The organism is Nonomuraea sp. NPDC046570 (genome assembly GCF_040645915.1).
Taxonomy (GTDB): Bacteria; Actinomycetota; Actinomycetes; order Streptosporangiales; family Streptosporangiaceae; genus Nonomuraea.
In genome coordinates, this window is sequence record NZ_JBEYZF010000001.1 from 156043 (window position 1) to 182255 (window position 26213).

19 protein-coding genes are annotated in these 26213 nt (G+C 71.7%); 8 read left to right on the forward strand and 11 right to left on the reverse strand.

The window, feature by feature from the left end; genetic code table 11:
- Nucleotides 1–7: 7 nt before the first annotated feature.
- From ABZ911_RS00815 to ABZ911_RS00825, 3 genes are read right to left on the reverse strand one after another with little or no spacing between them, the layout of a single operon-like run.
- Entirely contained in the window at nt 8–931 is a 924-nt protein-coding gene (locus tag ABZ911_RS00815; protein WP_358049884.1) for a 1-phosphofructokinase family hexose kinase, read from the reverse strand.
- Nucleotides 931–2064 (reverse strand): N-acetylglucosamine-6-phosphate deacetylase, encoded by a 1134-nt coding sequence (gene nagA, locus ABZ911_RS00820; protein WP_358049887.1) that lies wholly within the window; start codon nt 2062–2064, stop codon nt 931–933. Before nagA ends, ABZ911_RS00815 begins: the two co-directional genes overlap by 1 nt.
- A complete protein-coding gene (locus ABZ911_RS00825; RefSeq protein ID WP_358049890.1) occupies nt 2061–2933 on the reverse strand; it encodes a sugar isomerase in 873 nt (290 codons plus the stop codon). The genes nagA and ABZ911_RS00825 overlap by 4 nt, the downstream gene beginning before the upstream one ends.
- A 125-nt stretch (nt 2934–3058) precedes the next feature.
- Between ABZ911_RS00825 and ABZ911_RS00830 the strand changes: the two genes are divergently transcribed.
- Nucleotides 3059–3829 carry a DeoR/GlpR family DNA-binding transcription regulator gene (locus ABZ911_RS00830; RefSeq protein ID WP_358049893.1) on the forward strand — a complete coding sequence of 257 codons (771 nt, stop codon included), beginning with the start codon at nt 3059–3061 and terminating at the stop codon, nt 3827–3829.
- 138 nt (nt 3830–3967) lie between these two features.
- Nucleotides 3968–5704 carry a glycerol-3-phosphate dehydrogenase/oxidase gene (locus ABZ911_RS00835; RefSeq protein ID WP_358049896.1) on the forward strand — a complete coding sequence of 579 codons (1737 nt, stop codon included), beginning with the start codon at nt 3968–3970 and terminating at the stop codon, nt 5702–5704.
- Nucleotide 5705: 1 nt separating this feature from the next.
- On the opposite strand, the gene ABZ911_RS00840 is transcribed toward ABZ911_RS00835, so the two are convergent.
- On the reverse strand, nt 5706–7697 hold the full coding sequence (locus ABZ911_RS00840; protein ID WP_358049899.1) for a beta-propeller domain-containing protein: 1992 nt from the start codon (nt 7695–7697) through the stop codon (nt 5706–5708).
- A gap of 135 nt (nt 7698–7832) precedes the next feature.
- Here ABZ911_RS00840 and ABZ911_RS00845 point away from each other — a divergent pair, with 135 nt between their 5' ends.
- Nucleotides 7833–8939: an RNA-guided endonuclease TnpB family protein gene (locus ABZ911_RS00845; RefSeq protein WP_358049902.1), complete on the forward strand. Its 1107-nt coding sequence runs from the start codon at nt 7833–7835 to the stop codon at nt 8937–8939.
- Nucleotides 8940–9095: 156 nt separating this feature from the next.
- Here ABZ911_RS00845 and ABZ911_RS00850 read toward each other — a convergent pair whose 3' ends face one another.
- Nucleotides 9096–10892 carry a serine/threonine-protein kinase gene (locus ABZ911_RS00850; RefSeq protein ID WP_358049905.1) on the reverse strand — a complete coding sequence of 599 codons (1797 nt, stop codon included), beginning with the start codon at nt 10890–10892 and terminating at the stop codon, nt 9096–9098.
- Nucleotides 10893–10966: 74 nt separating this feature from the next.
- On the opposite strand from ABZ911_RS00850, the gene ABZ911_RS00855 reads away from it, so the two are divergent.
- The 4 genes from ABZ911_RS00855 to guaA all read left to right on the forward strand — a co-directional run bounded on the left by ABZ911_RS00855 (nt 10967) and on the right by guaA (nt 16567).
- A complete protein-coding gene (locus tag ABZ911_RS00855; protein WP_358049908.1) occupies nt 10967–12520 on the forward strand; it encodes a succinic semialdehyde dehydrogenase in 1554 nt (517 codons plus the stop codon).
- Nucleotides 12521–12545: 25 nt separating this feature from the next.
- The gene (locus tag ABZ911_RS00860) at nt 12546–14039 is read left to right on the forward strand and encodes a DUF885 family protein (protein ID WP_358049911.1); all 1494 of its coding nucleotides are present in this window, start codon (nt 12546–12548) and stop codon (nt 14037–14039) included.
- An 80-nt stretch (nt 14040–14119) separates the two neighbouring features.
- Entirely contained in the window at nt 14120–14950 is an 831-nt protein-coding gene (locus ABZ911_RS00865) for an SDR family NAD(P)-dependent oxidoreductase (protein ID WP_358049914.1), read from the forward strand.
- A gap of 66 nt (nt 14951–15016) precedes the next feature.
- Nucleotides 15017–16567 carry a glutamine-hydrolyzing GMP synthase gene (gene guaA / locus ABZ911_RS00870; RefSeq protein ID WP_358049916.1) on the forward strand — a complete coding sequence of 517 codons (1551 nt, stop codon included), beginning with the start codon at nt 15017–15019 and terminating at the stop codon, nt 16565–16567.
- 21 nt (nt 16568–16588) lie between these two features.
- On the opposite strand, the gene ABZ911_RS00875 is transcribed toward guaA, so the two are convergent.
- The 3 genes from ABZ911_RS00875 to ABZ911_RS00885 form a co-directional block, all read right to left on the reverse strand.
- Nucleotides 16589–17773 (reverse strand): acyltransferase, encoded by a 1185-nt coding sequence (locus tag ABZ911_RS00875; protein ID WP_358049919.1) that lies wholly within the window; start codon nt 17771–17773, stop codon nt 16589–16591.
- Nucleotides 17774–17814: 41 nt separating this feature from the next.
- The gene (locus ABZ911_RS00880; RefSeq protein ID WP_358049922.1) at nt 17815–19161 is read right to left on the reverse strand and encodes a hypothetical protein; all 1347 of its coding nucleotides are present in this window, start codon (nt 19159–19161) and stop codon (nt 17815–17817) included.
- 128 nt (nt 19162–19289) lie between these two features.
- Nucleotides 19290–19973 (reverse strand): polysaccharide deacetylase family protein, encoded by a 684-nt coding sequence (locus ABZ911_RS00885; RefSeq protein WP_358049925.1) that lies wholly within the window; start codon nt 19971–19973, stop codon nt 19290–19292.
- 158 nt (nt 19974–20131) lie between these two features.
- Between ABZ911_RS00885 and ABZ911_RS00890 the strand changes: the two genes are divergently transcribed.
- Nucleotides 20132–20725: an acyltransferase gene (locus ABZ911_RS00890; RefSeq protein WP_358049928.1), complete on the forward strand. Its 594-nt coding sequence runs from the start codon at nt 20132–20134 to the stop codon at nt 20723–20725.
- On the opposite strand, the gene ABZ911_RS00895 is transcribed toward ABZ911_RS00890, so the two are convergent.
- Genes ABZ911_RS00895 through ABZ911_RS00905 form a run of 3 tightly spaced genes read right to left on the reverse strand, consistent with a single transcriptional unit; the run spans nt 20722 to nt 26191 of the window.
- Nucleotides 20722–22005: a nucleotide sugar dehydrogenase gene (locus ABZ911_RS00895; RefSeq protein WP_358049931.1), complete on the reverse strand. Its 1284-nt coding sequence runs from the start codon at nt 22003–22005 to the stop codon at nt 20722–20724. The genes ABZ911_RS00890 and ABZ911_RS00895 overlap by 4 nt on opposite strands.
- Nucleotides 22005–23597 (reverse strand): glycosyltransferase family 2 protein, encoded by a 1593-nt coding sequence (locus tag ABZ911_RS00900; protein ID WP_358049934.1) that lies wholly within the window; start codon nt 23595–23597, stop codon nt 22005–22007. The genes ABZ911_RS00895 and ABZ911_RS00900 overlap by 1 nt, the downstream gene beginning before the upstream one ends.
- A complete protein-coding gene (locus ABZ911_RS00905) occupies nt 23594–26191 on the reverse strand; it encodes a glycosyltransferase (protein WP_358049937.1) in 2598 nt (865 codons plus the stop codon). Before ABZ911_RS00905 ends, ABZ911_RS00900 begins: the two co-directional genes overlap by 4 nt.
- Nucleotides 26192–26213: the final 22 nt, after the last annotated feature.

Genomic DNA, 26213 nt, shown 5'->3' on the forward strand with positions numbered 1-26213 from the left:
CAGCTCCTTAGGTGATCACGATCTGGGGATGGATGCCGGCGTACACGTCCGGGTCGAAGTCCCCGGCGACCGGCGCGGCGACGGCAGCGCCGCCCAGCGCCGCCGCCCGCCGCAGCCGCTCGGGCCACGGCGTCCGTCCGACCAGCCCGAGCGCCAGCCCCGCGACCAGCGCGTCCCCGGCCCCGGTCGGATTGCCCTCGACCGGGTACGGCATGCGCGCCCGGAACTCGCCCTCCTCGGTGACGGCGAGCAACCCACCGGCCCCCATCGAGACGACCACCGCCTCGGCCCCCCTGGCGCGCAGCGCGCGGGCGCCCTCGGCCGGGGAGCCGCCGGGCACGGCCCGCGCCAGCTCCTCGGCGTTGGGCTTGACGATCGCGGGCCGCCCTTCGGGGGCGTGCCGCAGCGGCTCCCCGTCGGCGTCGACGATCGCCGGGACACCCTGCTTCCGGGCGAGCGCGGCCAGCGAGGCGTAGACGTCGGCCGGGACGCCCCGGGGCAGGCTGCCGGAGATGACGACCGCGTCGGCCTGGGCGATCCTGGCGGTGAAGTCGTCGAGGAAGCGCTGAAGCTCGGCGGCGGTGACCTCGGGACCGGGCTCGTTGAAGAGTGCGGCCCTGACGCCGGGCGGGTTCGCCGCGCGGGTGTCGGAGACGACGAGTGTGGTGCGGGAGTCGGCGGCGATGGGGGTGAGGGCGGCGGGCAGATCGGCCGCCCGCAGGTCGGCGCGGATCGCCTCGCCTGTCGTGCCGCCTGCCAGACCGGTGACCAGCACGTCCTGCCCGCAGGCGGCGAGCACGCGGGCGACGTTGATCCCCTTGCCCCCCGCGCGCCGGTGTACGGCCCGCACCCGGTTCACGCCGTCCCAGTCCGCGTCGTCCACCTGGTAGGTGACGTCGAGGGCGGCGTTCAGCGTGACGGTGAGGATCATCAGGGCTCCGTGATCCAGGCGCCGCGCCGCATGACGCCGGCGACCTCCAGCGAGTCGTTCAGCACGACCAGGTCGGCGACCTTGCCGACGTCGATCGAGCCGACGGTGTCGGACAGGCCGAGTACGCGGGCGGGGGTCCGCGAGGTGATCTCGACCGCCTCGGGCAGCGACAGGCCGACCACCTGGACGGCCCGCCTGAACGCCACGTCCATGGTGAGCGTGCTGCCCGCGATCGAGCCGCCCTCGGCCAGCCTGGCCACGCCGTCGGCGACGTCGACCCGCATGCTGCCGAGGATGTACGTGCCGTCGCCCATGCCGGTGGCGGCCATGGCGTCGGTGACGAGCGCGGTACGGCCGGGCCCGGCGACCTCGTAGGCGAGGCGCAGCATCGCCGGATGCACGTGCGTGCCGTCGTTGATCAGCTCGACGGTGACCCGCTCGTCCTCCAGGAGGGCGGCGATCGGCCCGGGGGCACGGTGGCCGAGCTGCGGCATCGCGTTGTACAGGTGGGTGGCGACCGTGGCCCCGGCCTCGATGCCGCCCAGGGTCTGCTCGAAGCTGGCGTCGCTGTGCCCGAGCGCGGCGATCACGCCCTGGGACACCGCCGCGCGGATGGTGTCGAGCGCGTTCGGCAGCTCGGTCGCGATGGTGAGCATGCGCACCTGCCCGCGCCCGGCCTTCACCAGACCGGTGAACTCCTCGACGCTCGGCTCACGCAGCAGCGCCGGGTTGTGCGCGCCGCAGCGGGCCTTGGAGATGTACGGCCCCTCGAAGTGGATGCCCGCGAGCAGGCCCTCCTCGCACAGGTCGGCCAGCGACGAGGTGGCCCGCGCCAGGTCGGGCACGGCCCCGGTCACCAGGCTGGCCACCATCGTGGTCGTCCCGTGCGCGTTGTGCAGGGCGATGGCGTCGCGTGCCGTGTCCTGGTCGCCGGTCGGGAACGACCCGCCCGCCCCGCCGTGGTTGTGGATGTCGACGAAGCCGGGCACGACGCTCCGCCCCGCCAGGCTGTATCCGGCTCGGGGGGCGGGTCCACGGCCCACATGCGTGATGTGGCCGTCTTCGATCGTCAGCCACCCGTCGTTCACGCCGAAGGGGGTGACGATCCGGGCGTCGGTGAGAGTAAGGCTCATGAAGAAAGGATCACAGATCGGGTGAGGTGCATCGGCTCGTCGGGGTCGAGTCCGCGGGCGAAGGCGCGGGCGACCGCGACGCGCTGGGCCCGGATGAGCTCGGCCATCGGGTCGAGCGGGCTCTCGGCGAACGTGCCGCCAGTGGCCTCGACCTGCTCGCGCAGGCCCTCGGGGGCTGCGCCGAGCATCCAGGTGACCCGGCCGGGACCGGCGATGCTGATCGGGCCGTGCCGGTACTCCATCGCGGGGTAGGCCTCGGTCCAGGAGCGGGACGCCTCGCGCATCTTCAGCGCGGCCTCCTGGGCCAGGCCGACCGACCAGCCGGAGCCGAGGAAGCTGAACTGCTCGGCGGCGACGAGCTCGTCGGGCAGCGGGGCGGCGACGGCGTGCTCGGCGTCGGCGATGGCGGCGGTGAGGTCCTCGCCGAGGCTGGCGCGCAGCAGGGCGAGCTGGGTGGTGGCGAAGCGGGTCTGCACGACGGACCGCTCGTCGGCGTAGTCGAGCACGACGACCTGGTCGGCCAGGGTCATGACCGGCGTGTCCGGGTCTGCGGTGATGGCCGTGGTCCTGGTGTTCACCTTGCCGAGCAGGTCGAGGACCTCGGTGGTGGTGCCGGAGCGGGTCAGCGCGAGCACGCGGTCGTAGGAGCGGCCGAGGGGCGCCTCGGAGGCGGCGAAGGCGTCGGTCTCGCCGAGTCCGGCCCGCTCGCGCAGCGTCGCGTACGCCATGGCGATGAACCACGAGGTTCCGCAGCCGATGACGGCCACCCGCTCGCCCTTCTGCGGCAGGGCGTCGGCCGGGATGTTCTCGACGGCGCGTCGCCAGCAGGCGGGCTGTGAGGCGATCTCTGCCTCGGTGTGGGTGGTCACCAGTTACCTCCCGAAGTGTGATTATTTCTGCTCATTTTATACTTCAAAGCGGCATGTTTGTTCAATCGACTGTTCGCCGGCGTCGCTGTGTCACGCTTGTCTCTGGATCTCTCTTGGAGGAATCGGTGAGTCGTTACGACCGGTGGAACGCGATTCTCGAGCTGCTCGCGCAGCAGGGGCGGCTGTCGGTCGAGGAGGCCGCCGAGTCGCTGGAAGTCTCCACCGCGACCATCCGCCGGGACTTCGACCAGCTCGCCCAGCAGCAGATGCTCACCCGTACCCGCGGCGGCGCCGTGGTGCAGAGCGTCAGCTACGACCTGCCGCTGCGCTACAAGACCGCCAGGCACGCCGACGAGAAGCACCGCATCGCCGCCGCGGCCGCCGATCTGGTCGAGCCGGGCGCGGTCGTCGGCATGAACGGCGGCACCACCACCTCCGAACTGGCCCGCACGCTGGCCACCCGCGCGACGCTGGAGAGCGGCTTCACGATCGTCACCAACGCGCTCAACATCGCCGCCGAGCTGACCGTCCGGCAGCACGTGAAGATCGTGGTGACCGGCGGGGTGGCCAGGCAGCAGTCCTACGAGCTGATCGGGCCGCTCGCCTCAGGCGTGCTGGAGCAGGTCACGCTCGACGTGGCCTTCCTCGGCGTGGACGCGTTCGACGTGGAGATGGGCGCCTCGGCCCACCACGAGGGCGAGGCCAGCGTGAACAACCTGCTGATCGGCAGGGCCGCCCAGGTCGTGGTGGTGGCCGACTCCTCGAAGGTGGGCCGCCGGGCCTTCGCCAGGATCTGCCCGGTGGAGCGGGTGGACACGCTGGTGACCGACGAGCGGGTGAGCGACGAGGTGGTGGCGTGCTTCATCGAGGCGGGGGTCAAGGTCATCCGCGCTTGACGGACACGGGCGGCGTGCTGCCCGTAGGGTGCCATCTGAGGATGTGACTTACCGGACAGTGCTACTCATCGGTAGATGAGCGGCGAACGAGCGGGTACGTACGCATCGCAAGGCGACAGCCGTACCGCAGGGGGAGTTATGACGGCGCGAATGGGCGCGGCTCGGCTCGGACCCGCCGAGCGTTCGGCCGCGCTGGCCCGGATGGCCGAGCACGAACTCGACGTGGTCGTCGTGGGCGGCGGGGTGGTCGGCGCGGGAGTCGCGCTCGACGCCACCACCAGAGGGCTGTCGGTGGGGCTCGTGGAGGCGCGCGACTTCGCCTCGGGCACCTCCTCCCGGTCCTCCAAGCTGATCCACGGCGGGCTGCGCTACCTGGAGCAGCTCAACTTCGAGCTGGTCAGGGAGGCGCTGCAGGAGCGCGCGCTGCTGCTGCAGCGGATCGCCCCGCACCTGGTACGGCCGGTGCCCTTTCTGTTCCCGCTGACGCACTTCGCCTGGGAACGCCCCTACGTGGGGGCCGGACTGGCCCTGTACGACACGCTCGGTCTGGCCTCGGGCCTCAGCCGCGGCATGCCGGGACACCGGCACCTGTCGCGCGGCCGGGCGCTGCGGCTGGCGCCCGCACTCAAGCGCAGCTCCTTCACCGGCGCCCTGCAGTACTGGGACGCCCAGGTCGACGACGCCCGCTATGTGATGACCATGCTGCGCACCGCCGCGACCTACGGCGCGGCCGTCGCGCCGCGCGCCCAGGTGGTCGGGTTCCTGCGCGAGGGGGAGCGGGTCACCGGGGTGCGGGTGCGCGACCTGGAGACCGACGCCGAGCTCGACATCCGCGCCCAGCAGGTGGTCAACGCGACCGGCGTGTGGACCGACGACATCCAGCAACTGGTCGGCGGGCGCGGCCAGATCCACGTGAAGGCGTCCAAGGGCATCCACCTGCTGGTGCCGAGGGACCGCATCCACTCGCTGACCGGCATCATCCTGCGCACCGAGAAGTCGGTGCTGTTCGTGATCCCGTGGGGCCGCCACTGGATCATCGGCACCACCGACACCGAGTGGACTCTCGACAAGGCGCACCCGGCCGCCTCCCGGATCGACATCGACTACGTGCTCGACCACGTCAACGCGGTGCTGTCGGTGCCGCTGACCCGCGACGACGTCGAGGGCGTCTACGCCGGGCTGCGTCCGCTGCTGTCCGGCGAGTCCGACCAGACCTCGAAGCTGTCGCGCGAGCACGTCGTCGCGCACCCGGTCCCGGGGCTGGTGATGATCGCGGGCGGGAAGTACACGACCTACCGGGTGATGGCCAAGGACGCGGTCGACGCGGTCGCGCACGGGCTCGACCACCGCGTGCCGCCCTCCTGCACCGACCGCATCCCGCTGGTCGGCGCCGAGGGCTACCAGGCGCTGTGGAACTCCCGCCACCGCCTGGCCCAGTCCGCCGGCCTGCACGTGGCCAGGATCGAACACCTGCTGCAGCGGTACGGCTCGCTCATCGACGAGATCCTGCAGCTCATCGAGCAGGACCGCTCGCTCGGCCGCCCGCTCAGCGGCGCCGACGACTACCTGCGCGCCGAGATCGTCTACGCGGCCACCCACGAGGGCGCGCGGCACCTGAACGACGTGCTGACCCGCCGTACGCACATCTCGATCGAGACCTTCCACCGCGGCCTCGGCGTCGCGCAGGAGGCGGCCGAGCTGCTCGCCGGGCCCCTGGGGTGGGACGGCGAGCAGATCAAGCGCGAGGTGGAGTACTTCTGCAAGCGGGTCGAGGCCGAGCGGCTGTCCCAGGAGCAGGACACCGACCAGGAGGCCGACGCGATCCGCCTCGGCGCTCCGGAGATCGTGCCGGTGGCCGTACCGGACCGGCGCTGAGTCAGCTCAGCGGGATCCAGGCCTGCTCGGCGAGCGTGTTCAGGTCGTTGACCTTGACGCCCTTCTCCGAGATCGTCCACAGCGTCTCGCCGATCACCAGCGAGCGCTGCACGGCCGGCTCGTAGGTGTAGTCGCCCTGCTTCTCCTCGGGGTGCTTGATGGTGCCGACCTTGGAGACGCCCGAGGGGTCGATCTTCAGCACCAGGGCGCCGCTGGAGGCGCCGCCCTTCTCGCTGTAGGAGCTCACCGGGATCACGCTCAGCCCCGTCTTGGGCCAGTAGAGGAAGGCGTGCGGGTTCCACTCGGCCTCGGAACCGGAGTCCTTCTGGAACATCTGCGACAGCCTGCGCGGGTTCGCCGGGTCGCTGACGTCGAACAGCGAGACCTGGGTGCCGAGCGTCCTGCCCTTGTCGCTGGCCTCCTGGCCGACGCCGATCAGCCGTCCCTCGCCCGCCGGGTGCAGGTAGGCGGAGTAGCCGGTGATCTTCAGCTCGCCGGTGACCCGCGGCGCGGCCGGGTTCGCCAGGTCGAGGGTGTAGAGCGGGTCGACCTGCTTGAAGGTGACCACATAGCCGACCGGGCCGATGAAGCGCACCGAGTAGATGCGCTCGCCCTTGCCCAGGCCGCCCACCTCGCCGACCTTGCCCAGCGTGTCGGCCTTGAGCACGTAGACGCTGCTGGAGCTGCTCTTCTCGGTGGCCGAGGTGGTGGCGACGCGCAGGTTGCCGTCGTACTCGGACAGGGAGTACTGGTTGAGCAGGCGGCCCGGCACCCTGCCCGAGGCGACGTACTTGGGCGGGCCTGCGCCGCTGACGTCGAAGCGGTGCACCTCGGTCTCCTCCGGAGGCAGCTTGGGCTCCGGCTGGACGGGGGTGGGCTCGACCGGGGTCGGCTCATCGGCGGGCGGGACGGCGGTGGCCGAATCGGTGGGTGTCGCCTCCGGAGTGTCGGAGGTCACCGTCTCCATCACCGCGGGGTCGATCGGGATCGGGAACCACCAGCGCGGGTTGCTGGCGACGTACAGGCTGGTGCCGGTGCCGTACACGGTGTCGCCGTCGGCGGCGACGCTGATCGGGTCGGTGCCGGTGAGGTTCTGGTTCAGGTCCAGGGTGTGCACGGTCAGCATCGAGGTGCCGGTGTAGTCGGCGGGGTGGCTGACCTTGTCGCAGCTCACCTTCTCGTCCCTGGTGGAGCCCGAGGCGTCGGTGATCTGGAAGGCGGGGAGCCAGGCGTCGATGGGGGCCTGCCGTACCGTGGCCTGGTTGACCTTGGTGCGTTCGGCCTCGGGGACGTCGTCGCGGGGCTGGGGGAAGACGATCTCCGGCTGGCTGCGGACCACGAGGCGCACGGTGGAGCCGACCAGTCGGGCGTCCACGTGCTCGCCCTTCGGCTTGACCGTGCCCAGCACCTTGGGCTCGCCGGCCAGGTCGACCAGGACGTACTGCGGGCCGGTCGGGGCGAAGGCGCGCTTGTCCATCGTGCCGAAGCCGAAGCCGCCGCCGTTGAACAGCACCAGCGCGCGGTCCCCGCTGACCAGCAGGTCGCCGGGCATACCCCGCAGGTTCTCGTCCTTGATCAGGGTGAGCGTGCTGGTGACCTTCTTGGTAGCGGCGTCGATGACGCGAAGCTTGCCCTGGTTGACGGTGATGACCCGGTCGCCGTCGGTCTTCACCAGGTCGGGCTCGTCCACTCCGGCCTCGTGCACGTTGGTCGTGGAGTGCTGGGGCGAGTCCTGTACGATCGACCGCTCGTTCTTGGCCATGGCGGCGTCCCCGCCGTAGGCCATCACGCCGCCGATGCCCCACGGGCCGACGTTCTTGGCCGTGTGCTCGCGCAGCCCGCTCAGCATGTCGTCGCAACCGCTGTAGGAGACCAGACGCACGTCGCTCAGGTCGATCCGGGGCGAGGCGCTCTCGCCCGAGGAGGAGGTGCAGGCGGCACAGGCCGCCGCGAGGACCGCGGTGGACAGCGCCGTACGGATCAACGTCTTCATCAGATACCTCCGAGGAAACCCCCCGCCTTCAGGCGGGGGAGGAATCGGACTCCTGCGGAGCAGGGCAGGAGCAGGCGGTCCGCCGCCGGGCGAAACCGCCGTCCACCGCAGCGGACCTGCGGCAGAATGTGCGGCGTGGCGCAGATGGTGAAGCGGGCCAACAAGTACCGCTTCCACCCGACCCCCGAGCAAGCGCAAGAGCTTGCCCGGACGTTCGGCTGCGTCCGTCTGGTCTACAACAAGGCTCTCGAGGAACGCAGCCGCGCCTACAGCGGCGAAGGCCGTCGTGTCTCCTATGTGGAGTCCTCGGCGGCGCTCACGCGGTGGAAGAAGACGCCCGAGCTGGCCTTCCTGGGCGAGGTGTCGTCGGTGCCGCTGCAGCAGGCACTGCGGCACCTGCAGGCGGCCTTCGCGAACTTCTTCGCCCGCCGGGCCAAGTATCCGGCGTTCAAGTCCCGCAAGAAATCGCGGCTGTCGGCCGAGTACACCCGCTCCGCTTTCACCTACCGCAGTGGTGTGCTGAGGTTGGCGAAGATGGACGGGCCGCTGGACATCGTGTGGTCGCGCCCCTTGCCTGAGGGTGCGCAGCCGTCCACGGTGACGGTGTCGAAGGACGCGGCCGGGCGCTGGTTCGTGTCCCTGCTGGTGGAGGAGAGGATCCGCCCCCTGGACCCCGTCGAGCAGACGGTCGGGATCGACGCGGGGATCACTGCCCTGGCGACGCTGTCGAACGGGGAGAAGGTCGTCAACCCTGGGTTTGAGCGGGCCGACCGGCGCAGGCTGGCCAAGGCTCAGCGGGCGCTGGCCCGCAAGGAGAAGGGGTCGTGCAACTGGGTCAAGGCCCGGTTGAAGGTGGCTCGTGTGTACGCGCGGATCGCCGACCGGCGCCGTGACCACCTGCACAAGCTCACCACTCGTCTCGTCCGTGAGAACCAAACGGTCGTGATCGAGGACCTGACCGTCCGCAACATGGTCAAGAACCGCAGCCTGGCGCGCGCCGTCAGTGACGCCTCCTGGCGGGAGTTGCGCTCGATGCTGGAGTACAAGACGGCCTGGTACGGGCGGGAACTGGTCGTGATCGACCGCTGGTTCCCCTCCTCCAAGCTGTGCTCGGCCTGCGGAGCGCTGCAGGAGAAGATGCCGCTCGGCGTCCGGTTGTGGAAGTGTGCCTGCGGCGCGGTCCACGACCGGGACGTCAACGCGGCCCGTAACATCCTCGCCGCCGGGCTGGCGGAGAGGTGAAACGCCTGTGGAGCCGGTGTAAGACCTCAACGAGAGTCCTCTCGGGCGGGCGACCGGCGGTGAAGCAGGAAGCCTCACGGGCGACCGTGGGAATCCCCCTCGTTTACGAGGGGGAGGATGTCAAGACCCTCTACACGGATCGGTGACGGGAACGGTTCATCGGGAGCGGGTGAACACGGGGCTGAGGCCGAGGCCCTTGGGCGCCGACAGCAGCAGCCGGACCGGCGCTCCGGCCAGGTCGAACACCTGGACCTCGTCCCTGGCGGGGTTCGCGTGGCTCCAGCAGTGCACGTGCCGCTCGTCGTACCAGCCGAGGAACTTCGCGCATCCGGCCGGAAGCCGGCGCAGCCGTTCGCCGGTGCGGGTGTCCCAGAGGCAGTGCCCGCCGGGGCAGGTGGCGGCGACCATCGCGCCCGAGGGGGAGAAGAGGTCGGCCGTGCCCGAGGCGGGCCGGCCGACGCCGGGCAGGGTCCGCACCGCCCGGCCGCCGGTGTCGAAGAAGCGCAGGCCGTCGGGGGCGGTGCCGACCACTCCGGTGCCGGTGCCGTCCCAGCCGAAGGCGGAGCCGCGGACGGCCGGGTCGGCGACCTCGACCACCCTGGCCCGGCGGCTCGCCACGTCCACGACGACGTAGCCGGGGAAGTCCCAGCCGTCGCCCGCCTTGCGCTCGATGGACAGCAGGAGCGCGTGGCCCCGCTTCGACCAGCCCCTGATGCTGCTCAGCAGCGGACGCCTGACCGTCTCGACGGTGGACGCGGCGCCGGTGCGCTGGTCGGTGATGGTGACCGCGTCGTAGCCCGCCGCCGTGTAGCCCCGGCCGCGACCGGCCAGGTAGCGCCCGTCGGGCGAGAGCCTGGTCTCCCAGTTCCCCGGATGCCGGCTGAACGGCCCGCCCGGCGAAGTCCGCGAGTAGTCGGCCCAGTCGCCCCCGCTCCAGACCTCGTAACCGCTCAGCGTGATGGCGTCCTCCGGATGCTCGTAGACGACCGCCCCGCCGGTCAGCGCCACCCCGACCCCGCCCCCCGGCACCGCCTCCGGTACGGCGGGCGGCCCACCCGACGGCATCCCGAACGCCACCACGGCCAGCGCCACCAACGCGGCCACCGGGCTTCGCCGCCTCCGGACCGCCTTCGGGGGCCTTCGCTCCTCTCGCGAGTCTGCTGGAACGCTCGGCTCGGGCCGCAGCAGGCGTAGGACGACCTCCTCGGCCGTCGGTCGCCGGGCCGGGTCCTTGGCCAGGCAGGCCAGCACCACCTCGCGCAGCGGCCCGTCCAGCCCGTCCAGGCCGGGATCGGCGGTGAGCACCCGGTGGATCGTCGCGGGCACCGTCTCCCCGCCGAAGGGCGGCCGTCCCGAGGCGGCGTAGGCTATCGTCGCCGCCCACGAGAACAGGTCGGCCGGGGGTCCGGCGGTCTCGCCGTTGAACTGCTCGGGCGCCATGTAGGCGGGCGTGCCCACGGGCGGCCCGGTGGAGGTGGCGTCGAAGGCCCTGGCCACGCCGAAGTCGATGACCCGGGGGCCGTCCGCGCCGAGGATCACGTTGGCGGGGGTGAGGTCGCGGTGGACGACTCCCGCGTGGTGGATGGCGGCCAGGGCGGTCGCCGTACCGATGGCCAGGCGGTGTAACGCGGCACCGCCGCGTGGCCCGTCGGAGGTGACGACCTGGCGCAGCGAGGCGCCGGGGATGTACTCGCTGACGAGGTAGGGCCGACCGGCGGCGACCCCGGTGGCCAGGACCTGGGCGGTGCAGAAGGGCGCGACCCGCCGGGCGGCCTCGGCCTCGCGCAGGAACCGCCCGGCCTGGCGCACTCCGGGGTGCAGCCACTTGACCGCGACGCGGGCGCCGGACCGGTCGGCGGCCAGATAGACCACGCCCTGGCCACCCTCGCCCAGCCTGCCGAGCAGGCCGTACCCGCCGAGTTCGGCAGGATCGCCCACGCCGAGCGGCAACATAACGGGATTGTCCACCCTCGGGGCAATCATCGTGAACCTACCGTTCAGTAGCGTTACCGAATAGTCTTCTAGGTATGGTCGCCACTGTCGTAGCAAGCACATTCGACCCCGCGAAGCTGACCCGCCACGTCACCTCCAGCGGCAAGACACGGGACGTCCTGGCCCCCTTCACGGGCGAGCCGCTGGCCGAGATGCCCGTCTCGACCGCCGAGGACGTGCGGACCGCCTATGAGAAGGCCCGCGCCGCGCGCGCCGCCTGGGCCGCCCTGCCCGCCCGCGAGCGGGTACGCCCCTTCCTGCTGCTGCACGACGCGATCCTCAAGCGGCGCGACGAGATCCTCGACATCGTCCAGTGGGAGACCGGCAAGGCCCGCAGGCACGCCTTCGAGGAAGTCCTCGACGTGGCCGGCTGCACCCTCTACTACGCCAGGCGCGCCCCCGGCCTGCTGGCCGCCCAGGGCCGCAGGGGCATCTTCCCGATCGCCACCCGGGTGAGCGAGCTGCGCAGGCCCAAGGGCACGGTCGCGGTGATCTCCCCGTGGAACTACCCGCTCTCGCTGGGCGTCACCGACGTGGTGCCCGCGCTGATGGCCGGCAACACGGTGGTGCACAAGCCCGACACGCAGACCGCGCTGTGCACGCTGTGGACGATCGAGCTGCTGGTCGAGCTGGGCATGCCGCGCGACATCTGGCAGATCGTGCTCGGCGAGCCCGACGAGATCGGCGACGCGCTGATGGACGGCGCCGACTACGTCGCCTTCACCGGCTCCACCCGGGGCGGACGCAAGATCGCCGAGGAGGCGGCCAAGCGGCTCGTCGGCTGCTCGCTGGAGCTCGGCGGCAAGAACCCGATGATCGTGCTCGACGACGCCGACCTCGATGTGGCCGCCCAGGGCGCGATCAGGGCCTGCTTCACCAACGCGGGCCAGCTCTGCCTGTCGATCGAGCGGCTGTACGTCCACGACTCGATCTACGACGCCTTCACCGAGAAGTTCGTCAAGCAGGTCAGGAACATGAAGCTCGGCTCCGGCCTCGACTGGTCGGTGCGGATGGGCTCACTCACCTCCCAGCGCCAGCTCGACGGCGTGCTCGCGCACGTCTCCGACGCCGTCGCCAAGGGCGCCACCGTCCTGGCCGGCGGCAAGGCCAGGCCCGACGTGGGACCGCTGTTCTACGAGCCGACCGTGCTCACCGGCGTCACCCCCGACATGGAGCTGTACCGGAACGAGACCTTCGGCCCCGTCGTCGCCCTGTACCGCTTCGGCACCGACGACGAGGCCGTCACCCTGGCCAACGACACCGACTACGGCCTGAACGCCTCCGTGTGGACCCGCGACCTGACCCGCGGCCGCGCGCTCGCGGCCCGCATCGAGGCCGGCACGGTCAACATCAACGAGGGGTACGGCGCCGCCTACGCCTCCTACGACGCCCCCATGGGTGGCATGAAGTCCTCCGGCCTCGGCCACCGGCACGGCGCCGAAGGGCTGTTGAAGTACACCGAGGTGCAGACCGTGGCCTCGCAGGCGACGTGGCTCAGCTTCGACGCGCCGGGCGGCGTGCCGTACGAGAAGTACGCCGACACGCTGGCCGGGCTGCTCAAGACGATGCGGCGGCTGAGATTGAAGTGAGTGGCTCCTGGGATAGTTTCGCCCCATGAGCGATCTCACTCCCAGGACCCGCGCCGTTCTCGACCTCGCCGTGGCCGACGCGCGAGAGACAGGCGGCCGGCACGAGTACGACGGCATCGTCCAGGACCTCTCGCCCGAGGGCGTCTCCGCCGGGTTGAGCCGTCTCGGCGAGGGCCCCGCGCCCGCAGATCCCTACGACGCCGCCCACCTCGCGGCCTTCGAGGACGGCCTGCGCGTCCGGTTCGGTGAGCTGGAGTTGCACCGCCGCAACCCTCTCGACCACCTGGCCAACCTCGACCTGGCCTGCTACGACCGCGACTACGCCCCCGAGGAGGAGCGAGCCGCCGCCAAGCGGGCCCACCTGGCGCGGTGGCCGGAGGCGGTGGGATACGCGATCTCCTCCCTCGACCGGCTCAGCGCGCCCGTCGCCCAGTCGCTGATCGGCGCGGTCCGGGGCCTGGCCGCGGGCGTCACCGACAAGGACGCGCTGGAGGCGCACGCCCTGCTCGTCGCGCACGTCGAACGGGCCGCCGCGGTCGGCGACCCCGACCCGTCGCTGGGCGGCGCGGAGCTGGCCAGGCTGATGGGCTCGGGCGAGGGCACGGTCGTCGACCTGGGCGCGCTGGCCGAGCGGGCCGACGCCGAGCGCGATCGGCTGCACGCCCTGCTCGCCGAGGCGTGCGTGAAGCTCGGCGAGCCGGACCGGCCCCCGCTGGAGGTGGTCCGCGAGCTGGTCAGGCAGCACCCCGACGCCGACGGCGTGCTGGAGGCGGCCAGGATCGGCACCGAGAAGGCCATCGCGTTCACCCGGGAGAAGGACCTGGTCCCCTACCACGACGGCGAGTGCCTGGTCGGGCTCGCGCCGGAGTCGCGGCGCTGGGCGATGGCGATGATGAGCTGGAACGCCCCCGGCGAACCCGAGGGCCCCTCCTGGTACCACATCACCCCGCCCGACCCGTCCTGGCCCGAACAGGACGTCGAGGAGTGGCTGGAGGTCTTCTCGCACACCACGCTGCCCGCGATCAACGTGCACGAGGTGGCGCCGGGCCACTTCTCGCACGGCAGGGCGCTGCGGCGGGCCGGTTCGGAGGTGCGCAGGCTGCTGCAGTCGATGTCGTTCGCCGAAGGGTGGGCGCACTACGCCGAGGAGCTCTGCGTCGAGGAGGGCTTCGAGGCGCAGGACCCGCGCTTCGAGATCGGCGTCTGGGTCGAGGCGCTGATCAGGGTCACCCGCCTGGCCTGCGCGATCGGCGTGCACACCGGGCAGATGACGGTCGAGGAGGCGACCCGGCGGTTCGAGAGCGACACGCACCTGGCCGGTTCCGCCGCGCTGTCGGAGGCGCGCCGGGCCACCTTCGACCCGACCTACGGCCGCTACACCTGGGGCAAGCTGGTCATCCTAGACCTGCGTGAGCGGGCCAGGGCCGAATGGGGCGCGGGCTTCACCCTGCAGCGCTTCCACAAGGCACTGCTCGACCTGGGCTCGCCGCCGCTGGGCCTGGTGGACCGGATCCTCTGACCCTAGCCTCGGGGGTCCTTTCCCGGTGCCGCGGATCCGGCTAACGTCGATATCCGGGCGAGCGCAGGGGAGGGGCGGGCGTGCGGGAACTCTCCGGCAGGGTCGCGGTGGTGACGGGGGCGTCGAGCGGGATCGGCAGGGCGCTGGCCGTACGGCTGGCCCGGGAGGGCATGTCGCTCATGCTCGCCGACGTCGACCGCGGCGGGCTGGCCGAGACGGCTGCGCTCGCCGGGGAGGCCAAGGTGCTCACCCAGATCACCGACGTCTCCGACGCGGTCGCGGTCCGGCACCTGGCCGACCGGGCCTTCGGCGAGCTCGGCGCGGTGCACGTGCTGTGCAACAACGCCGGGGTCTTCCAGGGCGGCTACATGTGGACGCGGACGCCCGAGGACTTCACCTGGATGCTCGGGGTGAACCTGTGGGGCGTGCTGCACGGCATCCAGTCCTTCGTGCCGCGCATGATCGAGCAGGGCACCGAGGGGCACATCGTGAACACGGTCTCGGTGTCGGGGCTGTTCGCGGGGCCGTACGCGGGGGCCTACGCGCTGTCGAAGTACGCCGCGTTCGCCGCCTCGCAGTCGCTGGCGCAGGACCTGGTGACGGCCGGATCCCGGCTGCGCGTCACCGCGCTCTGTCCGGGCGGGGTCAGGACCCAGATCAACCGCTCCGAGCGGGTGCGCCCGGCCGACCTGGCCATGGCCCGCACCCGCGACGACCTGGCCGCGCAGAGCGTCGTCGACGGCCTCGTGGAGAAGGGCATCGACCCCGGAGAGGTGGCCGCGGCGGCCGTCGAGGCCATCAAACAGGAGCGCTTCCTCGTGCTCACCCACCCCGGCTACGAGCAGGGCCTGCGCGACCAGGCGGAGAGCCTGCTGGCCGGAACCCTGCCCGCGACGCCCGTCTACGAGTGACACCGAGGCTCATGTGCGTGACCGATACACTGGTGTCACCGCATACGCCTTTGGGGGGTCTTCTCGGTGTCTGATTTCGACACAGTGCTCGTGGTCGACTTCGGTGCGCAGTACGCGCAGCTCATTGCCAGGCGAGTGCGTGAATGCCACGTCTACTCCGAGATCGTCCCCTCGACGATGCCCGTCGAGGAGATGCTGGCCAAGAAGCCGAAGGCGATCATCCTGTCCGGCGGCCCCTCCTCGGTCTACGCCGAGGACGCGCCCACCGCCCCCGAGGGCCTGTTCACGACCGGGGTGCCGACCTTCGGCATCTGCTACGGCTTCCAGGCGATGGCCCAGGCGCTGGGCGGCGAGGTCGCCCGCACGGGCGTCGCCGAGTACGGCGGCACCGCGCTCGAGGTGACCTGCGAGGGCGTGCTCTTCGCCGGGCTGCCCGCCCGGCAGACCGTCTGGATGTCGCACGGCGACTCCGTCGCCGCCGCCCCCGAGGGCTTCACGGTGACCGCCTCCACCGGCGAGACCCCGGTGGCCGCCTTCGAGCAGCCCGAGCGCGGCCTGTACGGCGTGCAGTTCCACCCCGAGGTCCTGCACTCCGAGCACGGCCAGACCGTCCTGAAGCACTTCCTCGAAGCGGCCGGCTGCCGCCCCTCGTGGACGATGCTCAACATCGTCGAGGACGCGGTGGACGCGGTGAAGGCGCAGATCGGGCCCACCGGCCGGGCGATCTGCGCGCTGTCCGGCGGCGTCGACTCCGCGGTCGCGGCCGCGATCGTCCAGCGGGCCATCGGCGACCGGCTGACCTGTGTCTTCGTCGACCACGGGCTGCTCCGCAAGGGTGAGGCCGAGCAGGTCGAGCGCGACTTCGTCGCCGTCACGGGCGTCAAGCTGCGCGTGGTGAACGCCGCCGACCGCTTCCTCAAGGCGCTCGACGGGGTCACCGACCCCGAGGAGAAGCGCAAGATCATCGGCCGGGAGTTCATCCGGGTCTTCGAGGACGAGCAGCGCGAGATCATCGCCGACGGCCCGGTGGAGTTCCTGGTCCAGGGCACGCTCTACCCCGACGTCGTCGAGTCCGGCGGCGGCACCGGCACCGCCAACATCAAGTCGCACCACAACGTCGGCGGCCTGCCCGAGGACCTGCGGTTCTCGCTGGTGGAGCCGCTGAGGACGCTGTTCAAGGACGAGGTGCGCCGCGCGGGCGAGGAGCTCGGGCTGCCCGCCGCGATGGTGTGGCGCCAGCCGTTCCCCGGTCCTGGTCTCGGTATCCGGATCATCGGCTCGGTCACCCAGGAGCGGCTCGACCTGCTGCGCGAGGCCGACGCGATCGCCCGTGAGGAGCTGTCGCGGGCCGGGCTCGACCGGGAGATCTGGCAGTGCCCCGTGGTGCTGCTGGCCGACGTGCGCTCGGTCGGCGTGCAGGGCGACGGCCGTACCTACGGGCATCCGGTGGTGCTGCGTCCCGTCACCTCGGAGGACGCGATGACGGCCGACTGGGCGCGGGTGCCCTACGACGTGCTGTCCCGCATCTCCACGCGCATCACCAACGAGGTGCGCGACGTGAACCGGGTGGTCGTCGATGTGACCAGCAAGCCCCCGGGCACCATCGAGTGGGAGTAGCCGCGAAGCGGGGGAGCCGGTTCAGACCTCGGCCGGTTGCCGGGCCGGGGTCGGCGGGGCCGGGAGGCGTTTGGCCAGGCGGCGGCCGTACTGCTGCATGGGGAGTTCGACGAAGCGGTAGGTGAGCCAGCTCACGCCGCAGATGGCGGCGATGAGTGCGACCCCGATCCCGGCCTCGATGAGGAGGTGCTGGTCGCCGGGGGTGCCGAAGACGCCGAAGTAGAACCTGGCCACCGGCATGTGCAGCAGGTAGACCGAGTAGCTGATCATGCCGAGCCAGACCAGCAGGCGCGGGAAGCGGCGCTCGCGCAGCGCCATGAACAGCGCGAACGTGCCCCCGGCCAGCGCCATGGTGAGCAGGTTGGCCGGGCCGTTGATGGTGACCGGCTTGAGGAAGGGGATCAGGCAGACCAGGAACGCCACCCCGGCGACCGGCCAGAGCCCGGAACCCTGCCGGTGCTCCCAGCGGTAGACGGCGGTGCCGGTGAACATCACCGCCAGGATCATCGCCCCCTGCCACGGGACGCGGCTGCCGATCGCGACCAGCACCACGGAGCCCACCCCCAGCGTGAGCGCGCCCGCCACGCGCGCGAGCCGCGGCCCGAACAGCACGCAGCCCAGCGCGACCCCGATCACCGCCAGCGCGACGATCGGCACGACCGGCCCGTCGAGCAGCCCCCTGCGGATCGGCAGCGCGAACGCCACGACCACCGACAGCAGACCGAACAGGAGCGCCGACAGCCCGCTGCGCCGGTGCACCCCCGCCACGAACAGCGCGGTGACCAGCAGGTAGAAGACCATCTCGTACGACAGGGTCCACATCGGCTCGGTGGCGCCCGACGAGCCGGTGACCTCCATCAGCATCGTGATGTGCGCGAACACGTCGAGGTCGGCGCGCAGCCGCTGCAGTGGCACCATCGCCACGACGATGACGATGCTCAGCAGGTACAGCGGGTAGAGGCGGAAGAGCCTGCCCAGCCAGAAGGCCCGCACGTCGCCTCTGCGCTCCAGCGAGGCCGGGATGATGTAGCCGCTGACCAGGAAGAACACCAGCACCCCGTAGATGCCCAGATTGATCATCTTGGGCCGGAACTCGGGGAGGAAGGTGTAGTTGAGATGCTCGATGACCACCGCGATGGCCCCCAGCCCGCGTAGCGCGTCGAGCCAGGCGAGCCGTGCGGTCCGGGGAGAGTCAGCGCTCAGCACCTGACGACTCTACCCGTCAGGTAAGTCCCGAAATCAGCCATTCAATGCTTCCGCCGCAGACTGGAGACCAGCAACGGCACCAGCATCATGCCGATGAAGATGGGCGAGGCCATGTAGCGGAAGTCCTGGGCGGAGATGTTGGCCATGACGGCGAGCTGCTGTCCCGCGACGACGGTCGCGATGCCGAGAGCGTACCGGTTGCGCCGGGACCAGGCGGCCAGCGCCGCCGCCAGGTAGGTCAGGTAGCACCAGAACGCGCCACGGTAGAGCAGCCAGTCGACCGCCTCGGAGCCCTTGCCGTAGGTGACCTCCCGCCAGGCGTCGGCGGCATGGTAGAGCGGCTGCGACAACGGCCGCAGGGCGTAGGCGCCCAGTTCGGGGAACTGGTTGACCACCTCCAGGCCGACGTAGGCGGCGGCGTGCCGGCGGAGCGAGAAGTGGTAGGTCCCCCCGGCGCGGCCCTCCGGGTTGGGCAGCGGGTGCCAGGCGATCGAGCCGCGGCACAGCCGGGCCTCCACGACCAGTGCGGGCTCCTCGCGGAGCAGGCGCTGCCAGAGCTCCATGATCTCCCCGGCGCGGGCGTCGGAGACCGGCCAGTTGAAGTCGCCGCGCCAGATCAGCGTGTTGATCGTGTAGCAGGTGCCGCCCTTCCGCCAGCGCTCCAGCGGCGCGATGCTCGCCATGAGCGTGAGGTCGGCCGGGGTGAACAGGTCGGGACGCCGGGCGTAGAGCACGGCGACGTCGCCGTAGGCGGTGTGGTAGACGAACGTGCGCGACGGGGGCTTGATCCCGGCCTGGGGGAGGACCACGCTGGTCAGCGCGAGCGGGACGCCGACGGCGATCAGGCCGGCCAGCGCGAGCCGTACCCGCCGGGTCCTGAACACCACGAGCAGCACGGCGACCGCGATCGCGACCACCAGGAAGCCGTTGGCGCGGAACAGGCCGAGCCCCAGGAAGAGCGCGCCGAGCGCGAGCAGGTCGCCGTTGCGCGGGCCGCGGCGGGCGGCGACGCGGGCGCACACCGCGGTCAGCGCGATCACGCAGATCGTGAACGGCACGTCCTTCCAGAACGTCACGGTGAAGGCGCCGAGCGGCGGCAGGAAGGGCAGCAGCAGCGTGATCGCGGTGGTCCAGCGCCGTGGCGCGCCGAGCGCCTTCAGCGACTCGCAGAGCCAGGTGATCGCCGCCGCCATGGCGGTCGTCTGCAGGAAGGTGACCGCGCTGAGGTCACCGGTCGTCTTGACGCTGACCCACAGCATCGCGTCGTAGAGGACCGAGTGGTCGCTGACCCACGGCCCGACGATGGTGTGGCTCAGGTAGAGCACCGAGTCCCGGCTGAACAGGCCGGGATAGTAGGCGGCCCACCACAGCAGCAGGACGCCCTGCACGCCGAGAAAGATGGCTAGGGGGGCGCGCCAGGCCGGTGCGGAGGGCGTGACCGCGCTCTCCGGGCGCGCTTGAGTGGCGATCGTCGTCTCTCCTGTCTAGGTACGGGTTCAGATCGTGGGGCAGAGGTCTACGGGTAAGACTCACCCGCGCCCAGCCTGCGGCCCTTGAGCAGCGCCGACACCGTGACCAGGTGGTAGCCGCGCTTTTTGAGCTCCCGGAGGATCCCCGGCATCGCGCGGACCGTCTGCGGGACCACGTCGTGCATCAGGATCACGCCGTCGCGCCTGGCCAGCCTCAGCACGGCCGCCTTGATCTTCTTCTCGTCGCGCAGGCTCCAGTCGAGCGTGGTGCCCGTCCACATCACCTGCGCCAGCCCGGAAGCGCCCGCCAGCTCCAGCACCCGGTCGTCGGTGTCACCGTACGGCGGGCGGAACGTGGCCGGCTCCTTGCCCGTGACCTCGGCCACGGCGTCCCGCGCCGACTCCAGCTCGCGGGTGATCTCCTCGTCCGGCAGCGTGGTCAGATACGGGTGCGAGTAGGTGTGCGCACCGATCTCGTGCCCCTCCTTCGCCATCCGCCGAACCACGGCCGGACGCTCCGGCACCCGCTTGCCCATGAGGAAGAACGTGGCCTTGGCCTTCTCCTTCTTCAGGTGCGAGAGCAGCGTGGCCGTGTACCGGCCCGGCCCGTCGTCGAAGGTCAGCGCCAGGCATCTCACCTTCGCGCAGTCGACCTTCGCCGCCGCCTCCGCCGCGTTCACGGGCAGCGCCCCCACGATCAGCAGAGCCGCCACCAGCCCCCGGAACCCCACTCAGCACACCTCCATGACATCAACTAGTGCCCCATCGTGCCCCAAGGCATACCAGACCACCATCAGAAGGGGTGACCCGCCGAACCGCCCGCCCCGGCCCGCCGTCCACGACAGACTCCTGAGCAGCGGATATCCGGCAAGGAGGGGGAGGCTGGCCGATGAGCTACAAGGTGATGCCCACGGCGCAGGTCGACGCGAGCGCGCGGGTCGGCGCCGGGACGACGGTGTGGGAGCTGGCGCAGATCAGGGAGCAGGCCAGGCTCGGTGAGGGCTGCGTGGTCGGGCGCGGCGCGTACATCGGCACGGGCGTCGTGGTCGGCGACCGTGTCAAGATCCAGAACTACGCGCTGGTGTACGAACCGGCCGAGCTGGGCGACGGCGTCTTCGTCGGCCCCGCGGTCGTGCTCACCAACGACCACAACCCCCGCTCGGTGGACCCCGGCGGCCGGGTGAAGCGGGGCGGCGACTGGGCGCCGGTCGGCGTGATCGTCGAGGAGGGTGCCTCGCTCGGGGCCCGCTCGGTCTGCGTCGCGCCCGTGCGGGTCGGCCCGTGGGCGATGGTCGCCGCCGGCGCGGTGGTGACCAGGGACGTGCCCGCCTTCGCGCTCGTCGCGGGCGTGCCGGCCAGGCGGATCGGCTGGGTGGGGCGCGCCGGGGTGCGGCTGGTGGAGCGGGCCGGGCTGTGGGAGTGCCCGCGCACGGGGACGCGTTACGCCGAGTGCGCGGGCGGCACCGCCCTGGAGGAGCTCTAGGCGCCGATCACCACGTGCCGCACGCCGTCCCAGCGGCTCGGGTCGGTGATCCGGCGGCCGTCCACGATCACCCGCACGCCCGGCAGGTCCGTCGCGCCGAGTGCTCCGTACTCGGCGTGATCGGCCTGCACGACGGCGGCGCTGACCGGCTCGCCGCGGTGCGGCGGCAGGCCGAGCTCGGCCAGCTCACCACCGGAGAACATCGGGTCGGAGACGTACGGCCGCGCCCCCCGCGCGCGCAGCGCGTCCACCACGGGATAGACCCCGGAGAAGGCGGTCTCCTTCACCCCGCCCCGGTAGGCCGCCCCGAGCACCAGCACGCCCGCCCCTTCGAGGTCGCCGTAGGCCTGTTCGAGCAGCCCGACCGCGTACCCGGGCATGGCGGTGTTGGCCTCCCGGGCGGCCCGCACGATGGTCGCGTCACCGTCCGCCCACAGGTACATCTGCGGATAGACCGGAATGCAGTGCCCGCCGACGGCGATCCCCGGCGTGTGCAGGTGGCTGTACGGCTGGCTGTTGCACGCCTCGATGACCTGGTGGATGTCCACCCCCACCCGCCCGGCGAACCTGGCGAACTGGTTGGCCAGCCCGATGTTGACGTCCCGGTAGGTCGTCTCGGCCAGCTTGGCCAGCTCGGCCGCCTCCGTCGAGCCGAGGTCCCACACCCCGTTGGGCCTGGCCAGGTCGTCGCGCTCGTCGAAGTCCAGCACCGCCTCGTAGAACTGCGCGCCGCGCAGCGCGGAGGCCGGGTCCAGGCCGCCGACGAGTTTGGGGTAGCGGCGCAGGTCGGCGAAGACCCGGCTGGTGAGCACCCGTTCGGGGCTGAAGACGAGGTGGAAGTCCTGGCCGGCGCGCAGGCCCGAGCCCGCCTCCAGCAGCGGCGCCCACCGGTTGCGGGTGGTGCCGACCGGCAGGGTGGTCTCGTAACTGACCAGGGTGCCCGGGTGCAGCCCCGCCGCGATGGCGCGGGTGGCCGTGTCCATGCCGGAGAAGTCCGGCACGCCCGAGGCGTCCACGTAGAGCGGCACGACCACGACGACCGCGTCGGAGGCGGCGACCGCGCCCGCAGTGTCGAGGGTGGCGGTCAGCAGGCCGCCCGACACCATGTTCTTGAGGTGGACGTCCAGGTCGTGCTCGCCGGGGAAGGGCACCTCACCCTGGTTGACCAGCCTGACGACCCGCTCGTCGATGTCGGCGCCGAGCACCCGGTACCCCCGGGAGGCGAACTGCACGGCCAACGGCAGCCCGATCTTGCCGAGCCCCACGACACAGATGTTCATCACGGTCTCCTTCCGAAACGGCGTGTCGGCCAGAGCAGGACCTGGCGCAGGCCGCAGGGTGCGATCTTGATCTGCAGGTGCCCGCGGTCGTCGGCGTCCGTGCTGACCTCGTAGGGCTTGCCCTGGTGCCAGAGCAGCGCCGACGGTCCGGGCTCGGGCGCGGGCAGGGGGATCTCGTAGGTGTTTCCGGTGATCTCGGCGTACAGCCGTACCGGATGGACGGCCTCCGCGAGCGGGGCGCGCTCGACCAGCTCCGAGACGTTCAGCAGCACGTCCAGGTCGCCGTGCGTGGAGCGGGCGGTCACCGGGCCCAGCGGGCGCGGTGGGCCCTCGGCCACCTTGCGGGTCGTCCCGGCCCACCTCTTGGCCCGCCAGGTGTGGGCGAGCGCGACGGTGAGCGCGGACGGCGAGCCGTACAGCGTGGTTCTGACCTTGAGCGCCAGCAGGCGGCGCTGCCAGCGCGCCTCGCAGCCGGTGGCGGCGATGTGCGGGATGAGGCTTCCGGTCAGGGTGTAGCAGTCGTCGGGGATGGCCAGCCGCTCGTCGCCGTACCCGGGGAGGCAGCAGAGGATCGTGTCACCGTCGATCATGAGCGGCGGGTGTTCGCCGTCCAGGTGGACACGCAGCGTCTCGGCGAGCTCGTCCACGGCCCCCCGGCAGGCCAGGGCGAGGCGCAGGCGCTGCCGGGCCGTCAGTTGCTCGCGTATCCCCTCGGTCAGGTAGCGGTCGCACAGTTTCTCGACGTTCGCGCAGAGCTGGACGCGGGTGTCCTGGTCGCAGTCGAGGAACGTCTTGCGCAGCAGCTTGGCCAGCTCCCAGGCGAAGTGGCGCTTCAGTACGAAGTCGCGCTTCGGCCCCGGCTCCAGCAGGGCGGCCGTGGTCTCGATGATGGTCTCGCCCGCCGCGAGCCGGGTCAGCGGCGGCGAGCTGTAGGTGAGATTGGTGTCGTCGTCCCGGCGCACCGCGTAGTAGTAGGTGTAGTCGGCCAGCACCGAGATGCGGCCGGCGCGCACGCACGCCTCGATGGTGAACGGCTGGTCGCTGCAGACCGGCATGTCCTCGGGGAAGCGCAGCCCGTACGCCTCGATGTGCGAGCGCCTGAACAGCTTGGTGTTCGACAGCGACCACGGCAGCGCCGAGGCGTAGAGGTCCAGGTCGGGCTCGGTCCGCTCGTAGACGTCCTGCAGGATGTTGCGCCCGTTGACCCCTTCGGTCCGCCCGAGCAGCACGTCGGAGCCGTACTCGTCGGCCGCCCGCACCATCCGCTCCAGCGCCTCGGTCCCGAGATAGTCGTCGGCCCCGAGAAAGAACACATAACGCCCCCGCGCCACATCCAGCGCCCTGTTGCTGGGTACGGCAGGCCCTCCCGAATTGGCCTGGTGCATCACCCTGAATACACCCGGATACATCTCCGCGAAGCGGTCGAGCTCCTCGCCCCCGCCGTCGGTGGAGCCGTCGTCCACCGCGACGACCTCCATCCGCCCCGGGCCGATGCTCTGCCCGGCCAGCGAGGTGAGGCACTCGGTGAGGTACGGCATCGTGTTGTAGACGGCGACGATCACGGTGACGTCGGGCACGGTGGTGTCGTTCACTGCAGGAAGCCCTCCAGCGTCTGGGCGGTCCAGGTGCCGTCGTGGTAGGTCCTGGCGAACAGGGCGGACTCGCGGCCGATGCGGCGGGCTTCGGCCCGGTCGTCGAGCAGCCGGGCCATGGCCTCGCCGAGGGTCGCGGGCGTGGCGTTCACGATCGGCGGCGTCACCCCGGCCGCCTCCCCCGCCTCCTCCGACAGGAAGGCGACGACCGGCTTGCCGGCCGCCATGCCCTCGCAGGCGAAGGTGCCGTAGGTGCCGATCACGAACTGGTCGACGATGATGTCGGCGTTCTTGACCAGGTGCGGCATCTGCGACCAGGCGACCTTCTCGGCCAGCTGGAACTCGATCGCGCCGCGCTCGTGCAGGTCGGTCAGCACCGGCAGGATGTGGTCGGTCCCCTTGGTCCAGCGCTTGGACGGCGCGTGCAGCACCACCGGGCGGCGGCGCTCCAGCACCGGCCCGTCGCACGTCCAGGCGTCCACGTCGACGACCAGCGGCGTCCACACCGCCCAGGGCACGTCGGCCAGCAGGTCCGGGGTGGTCACGAAGATCGGCAGGCCGCACTCGCGGGCCACCCGCTGGTTGCGCTCGACGATCGCGGCCAGCCTCGCCGCGTGTCCGGCGGGCGCGTCGTGGAAGAGGGAGTACTCGTAGGCCGCCATGTGCCGGCCCGGGTGCCTGATCTCGCTGCCGTGGGCCAGCAGCGCCACCTTGATGCCCGCGTTGGCCAGGGCGGGCAGGTCGGCGCCGATGTGGTCGCCGTTGAGCTTGCCGAAGAAGGGCAGGAAGGCGTCGGCGATCAGGTGGGTGTAGCGGCCGATGGCCCGCCGTACCTGTTCGACCTGGCCGTCCAGGCGGCCCAGGCGGCTGGGGTCGAGGTGGACGTCGGACGGGTAGTCGAAGGCCGAGCCGGGGCGTTTGCGCATCACCACCTCGATCGAGATGTCGGAGCGGCGCCGGTCGAGGGCCTGGGCGATGGCGGCGAGCTGGCCGGCGTAGTTGGCGGGGCCGAGGCCGAGCCGTACCGGGGTGCCGGTGAGCATCGTCCAGCCGGCGCCCCGGGGCTTGTCCTTCTGGACGCGGCGCTCGCGTACGTCCCAGGGCACCTCCTGCGGTCTCGGCGGCACCAGGCCGGACAGGTCGCGGTAGAGCTGGAGCAGCCCGGCGCACTGCTGCTCCCACGACAGCTCCTTCAGCACGCCCTCGGTGATGTTCGCGGCGAGCTCGCCGCGGCGGTACAGCGCCGCGGTCACCGCTCGGGCGAAGGAGGAGGGATCGCCGGGCAGGTACAGCTCGCCCAGGTCGTGCGCCCTGACATAGCCGCGCAGGGTCCGCACGTCGGCGCCGACCACCGGCAGACCGGCGTGCAGGTACTCGGCCAGCTTGGTCGGCAGGGACAGCTCGTGGTTCGGCACCCGGCGCAGGCAGACGAGCCCCAGGTCGGCCGAGGACAGGTAGTCGGCGACCTCCGCCTGCGGCACGTACGGCACGACGTGCACCCGGTCCTGCACCTCGTGCAGCGCGGCCGTCGCCAGCAGCTCCTCCATGGTCGCGTCGTGCCGGTTCGACACCAGCGCCAGGTGCACGCCCGGGAGCTCGGCCAGGGCCTGCACGGCCGTGTCGACCCCGCGCTGGGCGTCGATCCAGCCCGCGTACACCAGCAGCGGCACCTCCGCCGCCAGCCCGCACCGCTCGCGCACCGACGCGCGGCCGGGCGCGCCGATCGCCTCCCGGATCGGCGTGTTGCGCACCACCAGCGGCAGCGACGGCAGGCCGTGGCTCCTGCGCAGGATCTCGGCGATCTCCGGGGAGACCGTCACGACCGCGTCGGCCCGCCCGATGAACGCCTTCTCGTGGGCGACGTATCCGCTCGACTTGAGCTCCGACCGCCACTCCACGCCCTGGACGTACTCGTGGGCGTCGTAGATCCAGCGGCAGCGGCGGCCCTTGGCCCGCAGGCGGGCCGCGGCGTGCGCGGCGACGCCGATCATCGTGATGTCGTTGGCGTGGATGACGTCGGGCCGCAGCGCCTCCAGCACGGGGCCGAAGGCGAGGTCGAGGTCGAGCAGCTCCGGCATGTCCCGCCGCCAGTCGCCGCTGGGCACCCGCGCCTTCGCCTTGCGGTGCCGGCGGCGTTCCCACTGGAACGTCCGCACCCGCAGCCGGAGCACCTTCCTGGCCACCGCGATCACGGCCCGGCGCCCCGCCCGCGACAGCCGCCCCCGCGGGCCGCCGTGGTCGTAGGTCCAGCCGATGCGCGCGGTCTGCTGCCTGGTCCAGGCCTTGTGGAAGGCCCGCAGGCCGGTCAGCGCCTTCTCGTCGGGCAGCCGCCACTGGGTCACCACGCTGCGCGTGGCGCGCAGGCGACGGCGCGTCAGCTGGTGCTGCCGGGCCTCCCCGCGCACGGGCACCCTGATGACCTTCACCGGGCCGAACGTCGAATACTCGGGCTCGGTTCGGCCCGTGCGGCCCACCAACGTGACGTCCCAGCCGTCGCGGGCCGCCGCGAGCGCGGTCTTCTGCACCCTGGAGTCGCCGGTGATGCCGTTCCCCACGATCACGGCCAGCTTTGGGCGCTGGGCGGATGGCGGCATGGGATTCCTCCGGTCTCTCGAT